16 protein-coding genes and 1 other annotated feature are annotated in these 17372 nt (G+C 46.1%); of the genes, 10 read left to right on the forward strand and 6 right to left on the reverse strand.

Annotated features, from left to right (window positions below):
- Window positions 1-113 precede the first annotated feature (113 nt).
- Window positions 114-509 carry an O-methyltransferase gene (locus ACFSVM_RS20605; RefSeq protein ID WP_076314998.1) on the forward strand — a complete coding sequence of 132 codons (396 nt, stop codon included), beginning with the start codon at window positions 114-116 and terminating at the stop codon, window positions 507-509.
- A gap of 175 nt (window positions 510-684) precedes the next feature.
- On the opposite strand, the gene ACFSVM_RS20610 is transcribed toward ACFSVM_RS20605, so the two are convergent.
- Together ACFSVM_RS20610 and ACFSVM_RS20615 are read right to left on the reverse strand one after the other, a co-directional pair.
- The gene (locus ACFSVM_RS20610) at window positions 685-900 is read right to left on the reverse strand and encodes an alpha/beta-type small acid-soluble spore protein (RefSeq protein ID WP_047913531.1); all 216 of its coding nucleotides are present in this window, start codon (window positions 898-900) and stop codon (window positions 685-687) included.
- A gap of 203 nt (window positions 901-1103) precedes the next feature.
- Complete coding sequence (locus ACFSVM_RS20615; protein WP_379264241.1) at window positions 1104-2081, reverse strand: aldose 1-epimerase; 978 nt, start codon at window positions 2079-2081, stop codon at window positions 1104-1106.
- 236 nt (window positions 2082-2317) lie between these two features.
- Window positions 2318-2547: a binding site (T-box leader), on the forward strand.
- Between the two features lie 67 nt (window positions 2548-2614).
- On the opposite strand from ACFSVM_RS20615, the gene trpS reads away from it, so the two are divergent.
- Window positions 2615-3595 carry a tryptophan--tRNA ligase gene (gene trpS, locus ACFSVM_RS20620; protein ID WP_076315000.1) on the forward strand — a complete coding sequence of 327 codons (981 nt, stop codon included), beginning with the start codon at window positions 2615-2617 and terminating at the stop codon, window positions 3593-3595.
- A 36-nt stretch (window positions 3596-3631) separates the two neighbouring features.
- Here trpS and ACFSVM_RS20625 read toward each other — a convergent pair whose 3' ends face one another.
- Window positions 3632-3802, reverse strand: a complete 171-nt coding sequence (locus ACFSVM_RS20625) for a hypothetical protein (RefSeq protein WP_177178821.1) — start codon at window positions 3800-3802, stop codon at window positions 3632-3634.
- 131 nt (window positions 3803-3933) lie between these two features.
- On the opposite strand from ACFSVM_RS20625, the gene ACFSVM_RS20630 reads away from it, so the two are divergent.
- A complete protein-coding gene (locus ACFSVM_RS20630) occupies window positions 3934-4149 on the forward strand; it encodes an alpha/beta-type small acid-soluble spore protein (protein ID WP_076315001.1) in 216 nt (71 codons plus the stop codon).
- 155 nt (window positions 4150-4304) lie between these two features.
- Here the strand turns inward: ACFSVM_RS20630 and ACFSVM_RS20635 are convergent, their stop codons facing one another.
- On the reverse strand, window positions 4305-5291 hold the full coding sequence (locus ACFSVM_RS20635) for a metal-dependent hydrolase (protein ID WP_379264244.1): 987 nt from the start codon (window positions 5289-5291) through the stop codon (window positions 4305-4307).
- Window positions 5292-5557: 266 nt separating this feature from the next.
- Here ACFSVM_RS20635 and cyoE point away from each other — a divergent pair, with 266 nt between their 5' ends.
- Together cyoE and ACFSVM_RS20645 are read left to right on the forward strand one after the other, a co-directional pair.
- The gene (cyoE, locus tag ACFSVM_RS20640) at window positions 5558-6490 is read left to right on the forward strand and encodes a heme o synthase (protein ID WP_076315003.1); all 933 of its coding nucleotides are present in this window, start codon (window positions 5558-5560) and stop codon (window positions 6488-6490) included.
- 174 nt (window positions 6491-6664) lie between these two features.
- The gene (locus tag ACFSVM_RS20645; protein WP_076315004.1) at window positions 6665-7282 is read left to right on the forward strand and encodes an SCO family protein; all 618 of its coding nucleotides are present in this window, start codon (window positions 6665-6667) and stop codon (window positions 7280-7282) included.
- Window positions 7283-7294: 12 nt separating this feature from the next.
- Here the strand turns inward: ACFSVM_RS20645 and ACFSVM_RS20650 are convergent, their stop codons facing one another.
- A complete protein-coding gene (locus ACFSVM_RS20650) occupies window positions 7295-7636 on the reverse strand; it encodes a toprim domain-containing protein (RefSeq protein WP_076315005.1) in 342 nt (113 codons plus the stop codon).
- Window positions 7637-7776: 140 nt separating this feature from the next.
- Window positions 7777-8937: an MFS transporter gene (locus ACFSVM_RS20655; protein ID WP_076315006.1), complete on the reverse strand. Its 1161-nt coding sequence runs from the start codon at window positions 8935-8937 to the stop codon at window positions 7777-7779.
- A gap of 251 nt (window positions 8938-9188) precedes the next feature.
- On the opposite strand from ACFSVM_RS20655, the gene ACFSVM_RS20660 reads away from it, so the two are divergent.
- The 5 genes from ACFSVM_RS20660 to ACFSVM_RS20680 all read left to right on the forward strand — a co-directional run bounded on the left by ACFSVM_RS20660 (window position 9189) and on the right by ACFSVM_RS20680 (window position 17279).
- On the forward strand, window positions 9189-9623 hold the full coding sequence (locus tag ACFSVM_RS20660) for a hypothetical protein (RefSeq protein ID WP_076315007.1): 435 nt from the start codon (window positions 9189-9191) through the stop codon (window positions 9621-9623).
- A 49-nt stretch (window positions 9624-9672) separates the two neighbouring features.
- On the forward strand, window positions 9673-10812 hold the full coding sequence (locus ACFSVM_RS20665) for a transglutaminase domain-containing protein (protein WP_076315008.1): 1140 nt from the start codon (window positions 9673-9675) through the stop codon (window positions 10810-10812).
- A gap of 48 nt (window positions 10813-10860) precedes the next feature.
- Window positions 10861-12915: a peptidoglycan D,D-transpeptidase FtsI family protein gene (locus tag ACFSVM_RS20670; RefSeq protein ID WP_379264249.1), complete on the forward strand. Its 2055-nt coding sequence runs from the start codon at window positions 10861-10863 to the stop codon at window positions 12913-12915.
- Between the two features lie 157 nt (window positions 12916-13072).
- Window positions 13073-15109 carry a peptidoglycan D,D-transpeptidase FtsI family protein gene (locus tag ACFSVM_RS20675; RefSeq protein ID WP_379264251.1) on the forward strand — a complete coding sequence of 679 codons (2037 nt, stop codon included), beginning with the start codon at window positions 13073-13075 and terminating at the stop codon, window positions 15107-15109.
- Window positions 15110-15263: 154 nt separating this feature from the next.
- Entirely contained in the window at window positions 15264-17279 is a 2016-nt protein-coding gene (locus ACFSVM_RS20680) for a peptidoglycan D,D-transpeptidase FtsI family protein (protein ID WP_379264253.1), read from the forward strand.
- The last annotated feature ends 93 nt before the right edge of the window (window positions 17280-17372 follow it).

Consider the following 17372-nt stretch of genomic DNA (forward strand, 5'->3'; position numbering starts at 1 on the left):
ATTAGTATATTATTCCTAATTTAATATCCATTTGTTGTATTAAGGAAAATATTGTCATATACTGAGTCACAAGCCCTATATAAAATAGGTCTAATATGCTAAGGAGGTAACATATGATCTCACTAGATCAACTATCACTGCCTAGACAGCTGGATATGGTATTTAAGGAGCTTGATGAAGAGCTGAAAGGAATGGATTCTGGAATTGTATTTGTGCAAATACGGAATAATGTGATTGGTAAATTCGGTATCAAGCATTATCCGGTTCAGTTGCGCAGCGAGATCCATCCTGCGACCGGATTGACGGAGATGCAGCGCGTTTCTTTTCGACAGATGGCCCTCGAAACCTTGAAGCTGAAGAGACACTGGACACATGGAGAAATTACCTATGATTTTGGAGTTCGACAAGGAATGATTGTAGTAGACGCCACGCTCGAGTCCAATTACAATTTAGCAAGCTTGATGATTCGCTATCCACGAAATACATATCAAGAGAAGACTTCTGGTTAATGCAGGAAGTGTCAGAGACCCAGCAGAAACTTGAATTACAACGAAACAAAGCGGCCCTCTGGTTAGAAGACCGCTTTGTCTATCTGCCATAGATCTCTTCTTACACGAACAACACTTTTCAGTGCATAATCATGTCAGAACAGCTTAGGCTAGATTTATGAGGAAAATTGCATCATTATTGACGACCAGCCAATTGCTGTTCAGCCAATTGAACAAGACGTTTTGTGATGTAACCTCCAAGAGAACCAGTCTCACGGGAAGTGTAGTTACCGTAGTAACCATCTTGTGGAATAGTTACACCAAGCTCTTGTGCAGCTTCCATCTTCAATTGTTGAAGAGCTGCAGTTGCTTGAGGAACGACAAGGTTGTTAGAAGATCTTCCATTTGCCATGTGTTGTCACCTCCTTTGTGCTTTGTGAGTTTAGTATGGTTTCAAAGAGATAAAATATACTCAAAATAGGATAAGGTAACAAGTGGAAAATTCGAGTACTCTCAACAGCAGCCACAAGAGTGATGAGGAACTAGGATTTAGATCGTTCAACAACAAAAAAGCAGCTGAAGCATATGTCAGCTGCTAGTGTATATTCAGATCATTTATTTTGCGTGTTCAGGCTGTATTATCTCAATTGCGGTATGAAGTGAGACGGACTCTCCAGGCTCCATATGAATCAAGCCAGTGAATTCTATATCCTTGTTCAGATTAGGTGCGTCGGGAAGCCAGGTGTAGGGCTCAATACATAAATAATCACTGGCTTCGCCTTTGGTGAACAATACCCAATGCTTAAAGGAATCCTTGCTGGCTGTATATTTAATCGTATATCCATCATTACGCTGCAGAACAGCAGTATCCTGCTCCATATTTGATCTGTAGATGGTGTCCAGATTTTGTCCTGCAAGACTGATGCCTTCAGGAAGTTCAGCCTGAGCATCTAAACTGGCTAATTCACCTGTGGGCAGCTGTTCTTCATTCAGCGTATATATGCCTGTAACAGGTAAAGATATATTCCATCGTTCCGGTTCACCATCAAGCAGGAACCAGGTATGGTAGCCCATTCCAAAAGGAATAGCATGGCTGCCAAGATGAGTAATACGAAGCTGCTGTGTCAGGAGGGAGCCCTGTAAACGAAATGTCATCTCGAGCTTGAGCGGTACAGGAAAATGCTCCATCCACAGCTCATCTTCTTGAGTCTTGAATTCAGTTGTGACGGTGCATCCTTCTTCGTCTTCTTCAATATCACTGACGCACCACGGCTGTGTGCGGTGTAATCCATGAATATGATTGGAATGGTTGGAGTTTTGGGCGAATTGGTATTCGTGGCCCGCATACTCAAAGTGACCTCGGCAGATACGCCCTGGAGGAATCAGCATCGGAACGCCAAAATGGTAAGGTTTCTGAAGATAGAAAGCGAGATCCTGTTCATCTGGTCTTCGAACAACTTCTCGATTCTGAGCTCGATCATAGATGGATATAATATTGTTACCGAGGCGGGGCAGCAGGGTGACTTCAAGATCACGGCTGTTTAAGGTGTATGTATCATAGCCGTTCCAAAGTCCTTTGGTCACTTGTTTCATTTTATTTACTCCTTTTCCCACAAAAAATCAAAATACAACTTAAGTACAATTCGTAAGAACAAACTTAAGACTATCATATCAGATAATCAAGCCGGGCTGTGAAAAAGGATCTGTCATTTCCCAATGAAAATAATGTAATCTTTGGGAAATGCAAAGTCACGATTGACAATCAGAGCAATAGATGCTTATGATATAGCAAAGCTCAATTGTAAGATGACGAGCGCCAGATCATACAAATTAAAGCGATGATGAGGATAAGTAAGCTTAGCATTAGCAAGTACAGAAAGCCGGTGGTGGATGCGAACCGGTATTGCATGCTTTGTCTGAATGGACCTCAGAGCTCCCGGGCACAACGAGAAGTAATGTTCTTCTTTAGTATGCCGGACGATGGTTTCCGCGTTAAGGAAAATAAAAGGCTGATGAATTTCAGTGAATTAGGGTGGCACCACGGTCTCACGTCCCTTTTATGGGATGTGGGGCCTTTTTGTGTTTCTCATGAACCAAATTAGGATTTGTTTAGGAGGAAAAAGAAAATGAAAACTGTTTTTTCAGGTATTCAACCCAGCGGCAAATTAACACTGGGCAACTACATCGGCGCCATGAAAAATTTTGTAAAGCTGCAGGACGAATATCATTGTCATTTTGTTGTCGTTGACCTGCATGCGATCACGGTTGCACAAGATCCTGCCGCATTGCGAGAGCAATCCAAGGATGTCGCAGCCCTCTATCTTGCAGCAGGCATTGATCCGAAAAAAGCTAATGTGTTCCTTCAGTCCCACGTACCCCAGCATGCAGAGCTCGGATGGATGCTAACCACGCTGACCGCAATGGGTGAGCTTGAGCGTATGACGCAGTTTAAGGATAAGTCTCAAGGTAAAGAATCAGTAGGTGCAGGATTGTTTGTATATCCTTCATTAATGGCTGCAGATATTTTGCTGTACAATGCGGATCTGGTGCCCGTAGGTGAGGATCAGAAACAGCATCTTGAGCTTACAAGAGATCTGGCACATCGTTTTAACCATCGTTATGGTGAATTCTTTACCATTCCTGAGGTCTATACACCAAAGGTAGGAGCACGTGTCATGTCACTGGATGATGCCTCCAAGAAGATGAGCAAGAGTAATCCTAACCCAGGCAGCTACATTTCCCTCCTGGACACACCGGCAGAGATCCGTAAAAAAATCAGCCGTGCGACAACAGACTCTGATAGTGTCGTCCGTTTTGATCCGGAGAACAAACCGGAAGTCAGCAACTTAATGAGCATTTACAGCGAATGCTCAGGCCTCTCATTGCAAGATGTAGAGAAAAGATTCGAAGGACAGATGTACGGCGGCTTTAAGAAAGAGTTGGCCGAAGTCGTGCTGTCCGTTATCGAACCGATGCAAGAGAGATACCGTGAGGTTCGCGAATCAGATGAGCTGATGAATATTTTGAATGCTTCCGCGGAACGGGCTCGCGAGGAAGCATCCAAAACACTGGATGAAGTCAAAAAAAGAATGGGATTCGTACTTTAACAAAAAGAGCAAAGAAGGGCTTGTGATCTCGAAAGATCATGCTCTTCTTTTTTTTGCCTTTATAACAAAGCCCCATCCAATATTAGCAACGGACAAGACAGCGAACAGCAGAGCAAACCACAAGGAATGGCTGAGAGATACGGCAGTTGCCATAAGCAGAAGCATCGAAGAGATCGCGAACCAAGCGGACAAACCTTTACTCATCATTTTGTAAAATACCTCCAGATCAAAGTTTTTTGTAAAAAAGAGAATAGCGTCAGATAGTAAGAGACATAATATTTTTGCAAGCTTGCACAGCACATAATAACAGCATGAGAAGCGAAAGGAGATTACACATTATGGCATCTCGTTCTAACAATCTGGTAGTTCCACAAGCAACAGCAGCTCTTCAACAGCTTAAAATGGAAGCGGCTCAAGAACTGGGTGTAACCATTCCGGCTGACGGCTACTATGGTAACTACACTTCCCGTGAAACCGGTTCACTTGGTGGATACATCACAAAACGTCTTGTGCAATTAGCTGAACAACAACTGTCTGGCCGCAGCGGCATGTAACATAGACAGATATAATTTGAGGTCATAAGCCTAGAGCGGCGCAAGCCGTTTTAGGCTTTTTGTGTGTTAATCCCTTTGTGCTGATTTTGCCTGAATAAACCGCTTTCCGTCAAGAACAAAAAACGGCCTTCGCAGGCCGTTTCATGTCAATCGTACTAAATATTCGAGCTGATGGAGAGCTTCTTCTCCATTTTGTCTTCACTGAGCCAGCCGACGTAAGAGCTGATCGGCTCATAGTTTTTGTCCAAGACGACACAGGCGACAAAAGGATATTGCTTGCGATGCCGGTATCTGACATCCCCCCAACGGACAAAGTATCCGAAGCTCAGCTCTTCCACCTCTGCGACGGCAAAGGACGTGAAGTAGAGGAAGGCTTGAATATCAGGATGTTCTTTGGATTTAGCGACTGCCGGGTGGTCTGAAGAAACGGCGTGCTTTTTCCAAGTAAGCTCATTTCCGTCCAGCTTTCCGATTTCGTAGCTCCCATCCACATGGGCTTTAACGACATGCCAGCGGTTCAAATGGATTGTCGGGATGACATAATATTTGTCGCTGGATTTGGAAGCAGGGTCCATCCGTCTGACATGAGCCTTTCTGGCGAAGTGAACCCAAGTGCGCCAAATATAATAAAACGCTAAAAATATATACAGCACAGTGAAAATCTCAGCAGGGTGGAATACCCCGAAGGCCCACAGCAGGATGGCTGCGATATGGGTACCGAATAAAACCGGATCGAAGATGTGAATGATATTCCATGAGATCCACTTCTCCGTAATCGGCCGCAGCGCTTGTGTGCCGTAGGTGTTGAAGACATCTGTGAATACATGGACGCATACGGCGATTCCGGTCCAGAGAGCGACATGCCCGATTGGAACATCCCTGAATAGAAGTGCAATGGCGGCGGTAATCAGCATAGTCCATATCGCAAGAAAAGGAAGCGAATGTGTAATGCCGCGATGGTTACGTATATAAACGGCATTGTTTTTCATACGAAGCGCCGTGTCGATATCAGGTGCTTGTGAACCAACGACGGTTCCGATCATAACGGCAAAGGCAAGCTCAGGATTAGCCGCAACTACCGGATCGACGTAGCTGAGTCCGGCAAGTCCTATGCCCATAACAAAATGTGTAGCGGTATCCATCTAAGGTATTCTCCTTTGTTATTGGTATAAACGATAGCTGTAATACTTGTTTTTCCTAAAAATGATCTGTTCAATTAGTAGATGCCCTATTCACACATCCTGTATTCGATGAAGTAAGATAAGCCATAAATTTAGATAAATTTGTCATATCCTATTCATATTTGCAAGATGAATGTCAAAGACTTTCTTTTTTTGTTGTGATAAAATTTAGTGCGGAGGCCATAATTCCCCTCCATATGACGCAAAGCAAGGAGGATTATAGAAGCGTGAGTAATCGATATCGAGCCTCTTCCGATACGGCAGCGCTCTCAACCCGGCAAACACCGCCGCAAGAGTCTGTCACTTGGAGAGACTTCGTTACATTGGCTAAACCCGGCATCCTCCGGAGCAATCTGATTGCCGCTTTTGGCGGATATTGGCTTGCTTCTCAATGGGACATTGACTACCTCAAAATGATAATAACCATGCTCGGAACGGTTCTCGTTATGGCTTCAGCCTGTGTGTTCAATAACTACTTTGATCGTGAGCTGGATAAAAAAATGGAACGCACACGGGATCGCGCACTTCCTACCGGGAAGCTTACTCCGCAGCTCGTGCTCGCTTATGCATTCATCCTGGGCATTGCCGGACTAGCCCTATTGTTTGCTTTTTCCGGTTGGCTGGCAGGTGTACTCGGCATATTTGGGATGCTCATATACGTAATTGTATATACGCTGTGGCTTAAGCGCTCCTCAACCTGGAGTACTTCCATGGGAGGCTTCTCTGGAGCAGTGCCGCCTGTCATTGGATATGTTGCTGTGACGGGGACAGTAGACATGGGTGCGATTCTGCTCGGTGCCATGCTGTTTTTGTGGCAGCCGCCACATTTCTGGTCTCTTGCCATTCGCCGTTTGGAGGATTACAAGAATGCCGGCTATCCGCTGCTTCCGGTAGTAAAAGGAGTCCATCGTACCAAAATACAGATGCTTCCTTATTTGATTCTTCTGGTTCCCGTGCCGATATTAATGTATGTCTATGGATATACAGGCATCATTTTTGCGAGCGTATCCTTAGTACTGTCATTAATATGGCTGTTCCTCGGCGTTCAAGGCTTCTGGGCCAGAGACACCGATGCATGGGCCAAGAAGATGTTTTTCTTCTCCATCAATTATTTAACCATTAGCTTTATTCTAATGATTATCGATACCGTACGCCAATAGATTCATTGCTGAGCCCGGTATGAACAGTAATTACACTTTCAGTGAAGAATTTAATCAATGAGCATATAGGAGTCCCTGTCAAGCGTACCGTTGAAAGGACTCCTTCTTTTGTAAAGTTGGCTTCAAATTTATTACATGCTTTGGGGATAATGTAAGATGAGGAGAGAGAATATTATGGCATTGCTTAGAAAATACATATGGACCTGGATATTGCTGCTGATTGCTGCAGCGATGGCTGGTTATCTAATCTATAATGCGCTTGATCTGGGGGAAGAAGCATTTCCGGTGGCAGGGGAAGTAACGGACTTTAGTATGGAAAATGTAGATGGGAGCAACGTTTCACTTGCGGATACAGAGGGGAAGGTACGGCTATTTTATTTCTATTTTACAAGCTGTCCGGACGTATGCCCGGTAACGACATTCTCCATGTCGCAAGTGCAGGATTTGTTGAAGGAAGACGGTACTTTTGGCAGGGACGCGTCCTTTGTCTCCATCTCATTTGATCCGGAGGTGGACACGAGAGAGAAGATCAAGGAATTCGCTGATCGCTTCAAGGCAGATTACTCAGGCTGGTATTTCTTGAGAGGGGATGCCGAACAGACGAAGCAGCTGGCAAGAGACTCTTTCAAGATTATTATCGAAGGAGACAAGGCAGATAACTTCGTCCATGCCAATTATATCGGTCTTGTGGATAAGGATAACAATCTTCGGAAGGTGTATAACGCATCAGATATGGAGGCGGCAGCTCCGGATGTTATCGCAAGAGATGTCAGGACACTGGTAAATGAGTAGAGCTTCCTTCGACTAGAATACCTCTGGATAAATAATAAAAGCCTCAAGGCCCGCTTTCTCCAGCTGTGCGACCAGATACTCATCAGGTGTACCCTCGACACCCGCATAACCTCTTCTCGTATATATTTGCTCTGCATCGGGAAAGGTGTCGCGCAGCATGGCCCTTATTCGTTTGCCTGAACTATCATTGTCCATGAACAGATACACTTCATCATCCTGAACGCGCTTGCGAAGCGTCTCCAGCTTCTCACTGTTGAGCGTACCGAAAGTGCATAGGATGGATATTTCGGGATCGAGCAGCCTGCGGAGCTTGCTGCGGTCGTTCTTACCTTCAACAATGACATGAATCGGCATCGTATGCTTCACCTCTAGTATGTTAAATATCGAAATTCCCCGGGAAATGTTTGTTTATATTTTAGCGCAATTTTGGAATTTGATGCAAAAAAGGTCTGCCGTAACGGCAGGCCTCTTTATGTATGCTTCCCATCGGATCCTTAAACATGCTTGGCTTCCGGATGGGACAGAGTAGACGCTTTAAACTTGTTAGGGAATGGAAGGAGGAGCAGTCCAAGCATTAGCACAATAAATGCAAGAAAGTACGGTGATACGTCCATACGAATTTGTCCTGCAGCGATCGGTCCGACGAAGGAGCCGAGTGAAGTGGCTATCGACTGGATAGAGAACACTCTGCCAAGCCGCACACCTTGACTAAGCTGAACAAGCATGGAAGCCAGTGCAGGAAAGATAATTCCTTTGGAAGTACCCAGAATAAACAGAATCAGCCACAACGGAATTTGGGGTGCAGCGGCCATAAGAAAGAAGCTGAACGCCATGAGCAAAACACCGCTTGCCAGCCTCAGGGTTGGTGAATAGCGATTGAGAAAGAGCATACTCAGCGTCCCGAGAGCACCAAGACTGATGATCGAAAATAACAGACCCGTAGATAGGATGGAGGCCGACCCGCTGCCTCTAAGCGGCAGTTCAAAGAAAAGAATGCCTTGAGCACATGCGACAACCAGCGGGAGTACGAAAAAACGCCATGAAATCGGAAAGAAGCGACGATTCGGGCTGTCTTCTGTCGGTGCAGGTGGTGAATTTGCTGCACTCGTTTTTACAGCCGGGAGTGTGAAGTATGCCATAATTCCGGTAATGATCAGCAGGATACCGAGACTCTGGAAGGTGCCTGAGAAGCCGATACCTGCGACGATAAATGCTCCTGCAGCCGGAGAGACAACAGAAGCTAAAGTGTGAACCACGCCATGCCCAGACATATATTTGCCCTGTGTGATGGGATCCGATGACAGCTGGGCAAGAAGAGTCATACAGGCTGGAGACAGAAAAGCAAGCACAAAGCCGCTGATGGCCCGGAGGGCAAGCAGCTGCCAAGGCGTAACGACTTGGGATTGCAGGAGCAGTACGATTCCAGCTGCAGTTAAACTGAAGATGATATACCGCCGGCTTCCGTGCTTGTCAATCTGGGTGCCTGCAATGAGATTACCAGGCAGATGGGTAAGCGAGTAGATCCCCATCATCCAGCCTATAAATGTAGGTACGGCTCCAAGTGAGAGCGCAAAGGGTGTAAGTATCGGATATTGAGCATGCAAATCAAAAAAGGCGAGAAAAAGAAAAAGATAGAGCCATACGGCCGTTTTCAAACGAACTGCACCTCCTTTTTCGAGTCGAACAAGCATAACCACACATGATATACTTGTACGCTGGACAAACGGGTCTTATACCGTTTTTTTCCACAAGCTCGCGCTTATATGACAGGGATATCGGTAATCATGTATAATATTCGGGAGATTGAACCAAGAGCAAGGCAGGAGTAACCTCGATGAAGACACAATCTTAAATTGACCGATAAAGTGGTACAGAACTAGAGTGTGAAAAAAAGGTGGTCAAGTGGATGGATATTGAAATATGGAAAGAGTTTATTTCGCAAAATTGGCTTGTTATCGTGATTGCGCTGATTCTGTTGTTCGTCGTTATTAATGTGCTGAGGACTATGCTCAAATGGGCCATTGTCGTCGTGATTGTTGCGGCACTTATCATCTATAGCGGTGTTTCATTTGAACAGATTAGAACAGTCGTCACTGATGTTGGTGCCAGCACGATGGATACGCTTCGAACAGAGGCCGCGGAGCTCATGCAGAAGGAAGCGGAAAAAGCGGAGTATACAGTGAATCCGGACGGTACCTTCACCATAACAAGTCCGAATGTTGAAGTGAGCGGCAAGCAGGGCGAGGATAAGGTTAAAGTGTCTGTCCGCGGCATATCGCTCGGGGAGTGGAGTGTTAACGATACGGTTCAATTGTTTATGGAAACCGCTCAGAATCAATAGCTGCGTTTTTAGTTTTAGAGCTTTAGATAGGCAAGAAAGCAGGTGAATTATGATTGATGCTTGGATAGGGAGCGTGAAGGAGGGGAACCTCATTACGCTTGTTCTAATGATGATTATCCTTATATCGCTGTTGCAGGGCTTTATCCGGGGAGCTTCTCGTTCGGCAGGCACACTGGTGAACCTGATTACAGAGGGTGTGTTCACCATCGTCGGAATCGCAGGTGCTTTCCTGCTATCCTTGAAGCTGTCTCCTGCGGTACAGTCATGGCTATCGGGCTACAGTGAGGCGATGCCGGATCGCGATTTAAACACATGGGAGCAAATATATTACACCGTCATTACGGCACTGGCTGATTTTCCGCTGCTGCGGTTTGCTGTGCTGTTCGTTATCAGTTACAGCATCATTCGTTCCATTCTAAGTCTGATCGGCGGGTTCATCAGAGGAATTCCATCCGGTGAAGCTCGCCGCAATCCAGGCTTTCTCAGCCGATTAATGGGGGCGGGCTTCGGTGCTGTCGTTGGAGCAGCAAGATGCGTATTGGTTATTGCACTGCTGTTCATTGTAGTCAGTCTGTATCCTAGCAGTTCTTTCAGCAATTATGTAGAGTCATCACCGATGTATCAGCAAGGAGCGAAATCCGTAATAGAGCCCATATCCGGGACTCTGATTAAGGACAAGCTTCCGGTTATCAGCCAGGCTGCTCAGAAGGAATTTAACGGCATGATGCAGCGCAGATATGAGGTCATTGACCGCAATATTCCTGAGGATATCGAAGGAGCTGCGGCTAAGATTGTGGAGGGTGCTGCTACAGATGAGCAGAAGGCAAGAGAGCTCTATCAATGGGTAGGAACCCGAGTTGAGTACGATTATGGAAAAGTCGAGGATTACGAGCAGCGCGGCATATGGAATGAGCAGACGCCTCAAGATACCTTCGATACGATGATGGGGGTATGTATTGACTACGCGAGGCTCTATGCGGTAATGGCTCGTTCACAGGATCTCGAGGTGAGAGTCGTTACAGGCCTTGGTTACAACGGTCAAGGCGGCTATGGGGCTCATGCCTGGAATGAAGTATACCTGAGTGAACAGGATACTTGGGTCCCTCTTGATCCGACATGGGCAAGCAGCGGTGACTGGTTCAATCCGCCTCATTTTTATGACACCCATATCAAAGATCAGACTGTCTAAATCGGCTGCCGGGTATATTTCGGAATAGCAGGAAAGGGTAGTAGCATAATGAACAAAGAGGAGATGGCTTCGTATCTTGGTCAGCAAACAAACCATGAGAAAAGTTTTAACTTTCGCTTAAATGTGTTTTTTCTTGCGACATTTCTTATTTTTACCGTATTGATTGTAAGATTGGCCTATTTGCAGCTGGTGCAGGGACCGACAATGCAGAAGGAAGAAGCCAATATTGCAACAAAAAGCGTGTCGATTGCGCCCATTCGCGGAACGATCTTCGATTCGACAGGCGAGAACAAAATTGCTTATTCTTCATCCACTCAATCCTTGTACATGAGCTTGGACAAGAATTATAGTCTTGAAGAGAACAAGGCTGAGCTAAGCAGTATCATTTCCGAGCTTAAAGCGGTATTTGATGAATATGGCGATCCAGAAACGACTATGACTGCACAGGAAATTGAAGAAGCGCTTGATATTACGTATCGACAAAATTACGGATATACGCCTAGGCGAATCAAAACCGATTTGACGAACGAGGAGATTGCCTATTTTTTGTCTCATAAAGAGGATTTCCCGGGTGTTGAAGTGGTAGAAGAGAATATTCGCCATTATGACAAGGACACGGTTGCAGTACAGACCGTTGGGTACATGAAGCCCTTCCGTTCGGTGATTGATCCAGAGTATGGCATTGATTTCTATATTCAAGCCAAGGAAGAGGAGGACCCGGCGCTCCAATATCTTGATAATGAAGAGGTCGGATATGATGGAGTGGAGCTGATGTTCCAGGAGGAGCTTCGCGGCACGAAAGGACTGAAGACCTTCCCGGTGGACTCGCAGAATCGGATCTCGGGTGAATCGACATTGACCCCGCCTGACAAGGGTAATAATGTGTGGCTGTCGATTAACAAAGATGTGCAGATGGCAACCGAACAGGCCATAATGGATCAGCTGGAATATTTGCAGACAACTAGCAATCCTGCCGTCTATGCACCCAACGCCAAAACCGGCTTTGCCGTTGCCATGGAAGTAGATACGGGGCAGATTGTTGCGATGGCAAGCATGCCTGACTACGACTCTAATGTGTGGTCAGAGGGCAGTAAAACCCAGGAAGAAATTAATAAGATATCACCGTTCTCCTCCAATGGAGCCATTCGTGAAGTGTATCAATCGTATGGAAGCCAGGAGGAGAGCTATAAGCATCCTTCTTCTACCGTGCTGCTCGGTTCTGTTATTAAGCCGCTGTCGGTATTGATTGGATTGAATGAAGGACTGTTTACCACCTCGACGATCTATAACGATACGGGAGTAGGCAAGTTCGGGAAGAAGGGATATGAATCAACGGTACGTAATTCGAGTGGTCACGTATATGGTCAAATCGACCCGGCCTCTGCCATTGAACATTCCTCCAATGCCTTTATGATTGAGATGGTAGCCAATAAGCTGTTTGATAAATACAACACTGGTGGTGTTGAAGTGTGGGACAGCTATATGAAGCAGTTTGGGCTTGGTGTCAGTACGGAAAGCGGTCTGCCTGGTGAGCAGGATGGGTTGCGCGAATATATCCATGAGCAGGAAACCACCGGTACACAATCAGCTTTGGCTTACGCTTCATTTGGTCAGCAGGGTAAGTATACAACACTGCAGCTGGCTCAATATACGGTTATGCTGGCGAATGAAGGGAAACGATTAAAGCCCCAAATTGCCAGCAAGATAACTGATGAGGATGGGAATGTCGTCAAGGAGTTCGGAGCAGAAATCTTGAACACCGTCGAGATGGATGATGCTTACTGGGACGAAATCAAACAAGGGATGAACAGTAATGTTCAAGGCTTTGATAACTTCCCTTATGATTATGCTCGTAAGACAGGAACCTCCCAACAGAATGTAGGTGGAGTAGATGTTGAAAACGGCGTGTTCATTACCTTCGCTCCTCGTGACAATCCGAAGCTGGCGATTGCTGTCGTTATACCGGAAGGGAAATTTGGCTCCAACAGTGCTGCGCCGGTAGCAAGGAAGATTTATGATGCCTATGACAAATACATTGGACTGGACGGTACGCCTAAGGGAAATGAGGCAGCCGAACAGGATGAAGAGCAGAGCGCTAATTAATATTTAATGGGATGAAACAGTATGTCTTGAAAGGTTCATATAAGGCATACTGTTTCTTTGTCGTTTAATGACGAAACTGTAACCAGCAAAGAGGAAATTTATTGTCCGATTATGGTAGAATGGAATACAGCAAAAGAAACACAAAGCGAGGTATCGTATGGCACAGCAGCAAAATCATGAAAAGGAAGAACTTTCGAACAAACGCCGGTTCAGTTTTCGATTGAACTTTTTCTTTTTTAGCTCTTTTATTATCTTTTCTATTATTATTATAAGATTGGCTGTACTGCAGTTTGTGGAGGGGCCCGTGCTTGCTCAGCAGGAGAGCAGCAGTGTAACGAAGAGTATTCCATTACTTCCTGTCCGCGGAACGATCTATGATGCGACCGGAGAAACCAAGCTTGCCTATTCGGAGCCGATTCAATCCTTGTACATCACCTTGTACAAGAATTACAGCCAGCAGGAAGGCGGCCCAGAGAATCCGAATCGTCCAGAGGCCGAGGCTATGGCGGAGAAGCTGGCGGAAGTGTTTGCTGAGTATGGGGAAGCAGACCGTGAGCCAATGTCTAAAGATGATATCATTAACGCCATGGATCTGGAGAATACTCAAGCTTATGGTTACACACCTAGACTCATCAAGAGTGATCTATCGGAGAAAGAGATTGCTTACTTCATGCAGCACAAGAAGGATTTTCCAGGTGTGAGTGTAATAGAGGAAACGGTCCGCAAATATGATGAGGATTCCGTCGCTGTACAAGCGATCGGCTATCTCAAGACGTTCAAAACGTCCAAGACATTAGCGGAATATGATGCTATTGATAAGGAGAATAGCAGCCAAACGGATCCAGGGCTTGTCTATTCTGAGCTTGAGTATGTGGGTGTAGATGGTTTGGAACGACAGTATCAGGATGAGCTGCGCGGTAAGGCCGGATACAGCCAGATTCCAATTAATCCGCTTAACCTGCCGGAGGAGGGAACGGTGATTCAGCCTCCACAGAAGGGCCATAATCTGATCTCGTCCATCCATAAGGACATTCAGGTTGCGACTGAAGAGGCAATTATGGATCAACTGGACTGGCTGCACAGTAACCCGGTCTCTGGTAAGCTCCATCCCAACGCCAAGACAGGCTTTGCTGTCGCCATGGAAGTCGAGACAGGGAATATAGTCGCGATGGCCAGTATGCCGGACTATGATCCGAATAAGCCTTGGGATTATGACAAGGTCAAATACATTTACCGGAATGGTACGGTAGAGTCCTTCCCGCCGGATGATACGGGAAGACATCCCGAGTCGACGGTATTGTTGGGTTCAACGGTGAAGCCGCTAAGTGTGTTAATTGGATTGAAGGAAGGCTTCTTCTCCCCTAATGGAACCGTTTATCAGGATAGAGGGATCGCCTATTTTGGACGGGATGATTCAAGTGTAAGGAACTCCCAGAATCATGTATACGGACCGCTGTCGGCTGCCACTGCGATTGAGCATTCCTCCAATGCTTTTATGGTTGACTTAATCGGAGAAAAGTTATGGAACAAATATGGCAGTGAAGGGGTTAACGTCTGGGATGAGTATATGAAGGAGTTTGGTCTTGGCGTAGAAACAGGTGTGGATTTACCTAAAGAATACGAAGGCTTCCTTGAGTACACGAATGAGGCAGAAACATCATTAGCAAGACTTGCGTATGCTTCATTTGGTCAGCAAGGTAAATATACAACCATGCAGCTTGCTCAGTATGCAACGATGCTGGCTAACAAAGGAAAGCGAATGGAACCCCATTTGGTGAAGGAAATTCGTGATTCGGAAGGTAATGTCGTCGAGAAGATTGAGCCAAAAGTTCTTAACGAAGTTGAGTTCAGTGATACTCTTTGGGAAACCATTCACCGTGGAATGAATACGGATGTGTCGAGGGCATTCTCTGGATTCCCATACGACTTTGCTCGTAAGACGGGAACGTCCGAGCAGGATCTTTATTATAATGGAACGCGTAATCGGGTAGATAACGGTGTGTTTATCGCATTTGCCCCGCGTGAGAATCCGAAGCTGGCCGTTGCGGTCGTCGTACCGGAAGGTGGATTCGGCTCAAGCAGTGCTGCTCCAATTGCTCGTAAAATCTTTGATGCCTATGATCAGGCCTATGGACTCGATGGTGTTCCGAAAGGAAAACCAGAGAATACGGAAGGCGATACAACAGAACAATAAGACTGACAGGCTGCCGAGAGTAAGAAAAATCTCGGCAGCTTTTTTTTTGCTTGTATATGGAATAAATTAGTATAATTAGAGTTATGAATCCAATATAACGAAGGGATTCAACATTCAACATAAGTTGGTCTGACAATGGGGGAGGACTCATCTAATGAACCGTTACGAGCAGGAACAGGAAAGGCTGCTTAAGGCGAATAAAAGAAGCTTTCGTCTTAATCTCACCTTTTTTGCTGCCTTTCTGCTGTTTTGTGTACTGATCGTACGCCTGGCCTTTCTACAGTTTGTCGAAGGTGCTGAACTGACGGCGCTTGAGCATGGGGAGAACCGGAAGGCGGTGCCGATGATGCCTGTACGAGGTACGATTTTTGATGCAACCCATACGCCGCTTGCTTATTCGGAGCCTTCGCACTCGTTATATCTCACCCTCTATAAAAATTACGGGAACGCAGACGGCATCCCCTCAGCAAGCCGGATCGAAATGAACCTGCTGGCGCAGGAAATTGCAGCGGTGTTTAAACAGCATGGTCATGCGGATGCGGAGGAGATCACTGCCGGGGATATTGTCAATAAGCTGGATTTGAACTACTCCAAAGCCGGAGGATATGTACCTCGTTTGATCAAAAGTAATCTATCTTCGGAAGAAGTGGCTTATTTTCTCCAGCATAAAGAACGGTTTAAGGGTATCGATATCGTTGAAGAAACGGTGCGGAGATATCATAAGGATTCGCTGGCGGTACAGACGGTGGGTTACTTGTATAAATTCAAGGGAGCTAAGGTAGAGCCGCTGTACGAGCAGATGGATCACCGAAATGCTGAGATGGCTGTTCAGCAGCCAGGACTGTTTTATCAGGAGAATGAACATGTCGGGTTCGGTGGTTTGGAGCTCCAGTATCAGGAAGAGCTTCGAGGTGAATCCGGATATTGGCTCATTCCGGTGGATCCTCGTAACATGCCGATCGGACCGGCAGAGCTCGTACCGCCGAAGAAGGGCCATCATTTGTACACCACACTGCATAAGGATGTGCAAAAGGCAACGGAGCAGGCGATTCTGGATCAGATTAAGGCCCTTCGTTCAAGCGGCAAGAGCGAGTCGAAGAATGCATCAACCGGCTATGCGGTAGCGATGGAGGTGGATACAGGACATGTAATTGCCATGGCCAGTATGCCGGATTACGATACTAATGTATGGGAACAGGGCGGTGTATCTCCGGAAATCTATGACCAGATTCGCCATATTTATCAGAATGGTACAATCCGATCCTTCTTCCCTTCGGATAAAACAAACACGCCGGAGTCGGTCGTTCTTCTCGGTTCTACTGTAAAGCCGCTCAGCGTTCTAATCGGCCTGAAAGAAGGGCTGATCAGCCCTTCTACAACGTATAATGACCTCGGTTCAGCCGAATTTGGCCGGGACGGATCAAGAGTCTCGAACTCAGGCGGTGCTGTCATGGGAAGACTGACGGTACAAGATGCAATACGCCGTTCCTCGAACGCCTTCATGGTTGATTTGATCGGTGAAGGGCTGTACCGCAGATATGGCAGTAAGGGAGTCGACATTTGGGATGAATACATGAAGGAATTTGGACTTGGAGTAGCAACAGGCGTGGACTTGCCCAATGAATTTCGCGGCCGGATTGAGTATAGACAGGAGGGACAGACAGCACTATCATCACTGGCGTTTGCTTCCTTCGGTCAGCAGGGCAAATATACGACAATGCAGCTTGCACAATATGCGTCAATGCTGGCTAATAAGGGGAAACGGATGGAGCCTCATCTTGTGAAGGAAATAAGGGATTCGGAAGGCAATGTCGTGAAGAAAATCGAGCCCAAGGTGCTGAATGAAGCTAAATTTGATGACAGCTATTGGAGCATTATTCATCGCGGTATGGATACGAATGTGGGTGCTGCCTTTAACGGCTTTCCATACGATTTTGCTAGAAAAACGGGGACTTCACAGCAGATGATCTACCCAGGTAACGGCCAAGGGCCCATCAACGTGGATAATGGAGTGTTTATCGCTTTTGCTCCTCGTGAGAATCCCAAGCTCGCAGTTGCTGTAGTCATACCGCAAGGAGGATTTGGAGCAAGCAGTGCTGCCCCTGTTGCCCGTAAAATATTTGATGCGTATGACAAATACTATGGACTGGACGGTACTCCAGCATCATAGCAATAAGACCACAAATGTAATTTGAACTAAACATGAGCGACCATTATGCCTCATGTTTACTAGCTGCTTCAGTGTTTATTACTGCATTAACAT

The organism is Paenibacillus shunpengii (genome assembly GCF_042684905.1).
In the GTDB taxonomy this organism is placed as follows: Bacteria; Bacillota; Bacilli; order Paenibacillales; family Paenibacillaceae; genus Paenibacillus; species Paenibacillus shunpengii.

Bases quoted from the DNA above. Each gene is read 5' to 3' on its own strand.
- ACFSVM_RS20605 (WP_076314998.1), top strand. From the start codon at position 114: ATGATCTCACTAGATCAACTATCACTGCCTAGACAGCTGGATATGGTA.
- ACFSVM_RS20610 (WP_047913531.1), bottom strand. From the start codon at position 900: ATGGCAAATGGAAGATCTTCTAACAACCTTGTCGTTCCTCAAGCAACT.
- ACFSVM_RS20615 (WP_379264241.1), bottom strand. From the start codon at position 2,081: ATGAAACAAGTGACCAAAGGACTTTGGAACGGCTATGATACATACACC.
- trpS (WP_076315000.1), top strand. From the start codon at position 2,615: ATGAAAACTGTTTTTTCAGGTATTCAACCCAGCGGCAAATTAACACTG.
- ACFSVM_RS20625 (WP_177178821.1), bottom strand. From the start codon at position 3,802: ATGATGAGTAAAGGTTTGTCCGCTTGGTTCGCGATCTCTTCGATGCTT.
- ACFSVM_RS20630 (WP_076315001.1), top strand. From the start codon at position 3,934: ATGGCATCTCGTTCTAACAATCTGGTAGTTCCACAAGCAACAGCAGCT.
- ACFSVM_RS20635 (WP_379264244.1), bottom strand. From the start codon at position 5,291: ATGGATACCGCTACACATTTTGTTATGGGCATAGGACTTGCCGGACTC.
- ACFSVM_RS20645 (WP_076315004.1), top strand. From the start codon at position 6,665: ATGGCATTGCTTAGAAAATACATATGGACCTGGATATTGCTGCTGATT.
- ACFSVM_RS20650 (WP_076315005.1), bottom strand. From the start codon at position 7,636: ATGCCGATTCATGTCATTGTTGAAGGTAAGAACGACCGCAGCAAGCTC.
- ACFSVM_RS20660 (WP_076315007.1), top strand. From the start codon at position 9,189: ATGGATATTGAAATATGGAAAGAGTTTATTTCGCAAAATTGGCTTGTT.
- ACFSVM_RS20665 (WP_076315008.1), top strand. From the start codon at position 9,673: ATGATTGATGCTTGGATAGGGAGCGTGAAGGAGGGGAACCTCATTACG.
- ACFSVM_RS20670 (WP_379264249.1), top strand. From the start codon at position 10,861: ATGAACAAAGAGGAGATGGCTTCGTATCTTGGTCAGCAAACAAACCAT.
- ACFSVM_RS20675 (WP_379264251.1), top strand. From the start codon at position 13,073: ATGGCACAGCAGCAAAATCATGAAAAGGAAGAACTTTCGAACAAACGC.
- ACFSVM_RS20680 (WP_379264253.1), top strand. From the start codon at position 15,264: ATGAACCGTTACGAGCAGGAACAGGAAAGGCTGCTTAAGGCGAATAAA.